This window comes from Bacillus sp. CHD6a (genome assembly GCF_001293645.1).
GTDB lineage: Bacteria > Bacillota > Bacilli > Bacillales > Bacillaceae_I > Sutcliffiella_A.
Map to the genome: position 1 here is coordinate 1 of NZ_LBMD01000018.1, position 819 is coordinate 819.

The following is an 819-nucleotide window of genomic DNA, read 5'->3' on the forward strand; positions in this document are numbered from 1 at the left end:
CTACAAAGTGGGATGCAAAACATTCTTGTTTTGCTTCCCATTTCTATCCTGGAGGATTAGCTCAGCTGGGAGAGCACCTGCCTTACAAGCAGGGGGTCGGCGGTTCGATCCCGTCATCCTCCACCAGAGGGAACTTATTTTTACATTTCATCGATGGGCTATAGCCAAGCGGTAAGGCATCGCACTTTGACTGCGACATGCGTTGGTTCGAATCCAGCTAGCCCAGCCAACTTTATATAATGTATGCGGGTGTGGCGGAATTGGCAGACGCGCTAGACTTAGGATCTAGTGTCTTTGACGTGGGGGTTCGAGTCCCTTCACCCGCACCATACATTTACACTAGCCATTCATTTTCGCGGTCGTGGCGGAATGGCAGACGCGCTAGGTTGAGGGCCTAGTGGGGGCAACCCCGTGGAAGTTCGACTCTTCTCGGCCGCACCAAAAACACTTAAAAAAGAATTTCAAAAAAGTGTTGACACGAAATGCTGGATTTGATATTATAGTTAAGTCGCCTCTGAGAGGGACATCAATTAAACAATTTAAATAAAGCGCCCGTAGCTCAATTGGATAGAGCGTTTGACTACGGATCAAAAGGTTAGGGGTTCGAGTCCTCTCGGGCGCGCCATTACTTTTTAAAGTAAACGGGGAGTAGCTCAGCTTGGTAGAGCACTTGGTTTGGGACCAAGGGGTCGCAGGTTCAAATCCTGTCTTCCCGATATTGAATATTGCGGGTGTAGTTTAATGGTAAAACCTCAGCCTTCCAAGCTGATGTCGTGGGTTCGATTCCCATCACCCGCTCCATAATTTTGAACGAATGAT

The 819-nt window shown here is 48.4% G+C and carries 7 tRNA genes; all 7 read left to right on the top strand.

From position 1 onward, the window contains the following. The first annotated feature begins 50 nt into the window (after positions 1 to 50). Positions 51 to 126, top strand: a tRNA-Val gene (locus AAV98_RS14055). A 28-nt stretch (positions 127 to 154) separates the two neighbouring features. Then, positions 155 to 229, top strand: a tRNA-Gln gene (locus AAV98_RS14060). 16 nt (positions 230 to 245) lie between these two features. Next, positions 246 to 329 (top strand) — tRNA-Leu (locus tag AAV98_RS14065). A gap of 26 nt (positions 330 to 355) precedes the next feature. Continuing rightward, positions 356 to 441 (top strand) — tRNA-Leu (locus AAV98_RS14070). 107 nt (positions 442 to 548) lie between these two features. After that, a tRNA-Arg gene (locus tag AAV98_RS14075) sits at positions 549 to 625 on the top strand. Positions 626 to 642: 17 nt separating this feature from the next. After that, positions 643 to 716 (top strand) — tRNA-Pro (locus AAV98_RS14080). A gap of 11 nt (positions 717 to 727) precedes the next feature. Beyond that, positions 728 to 801: transfer RNA gene (locus tag AAV98_RS14085), tRNA-Gly, on the top strand. Positions 802 to 819 lie beyond the last annotated feature (18 nt).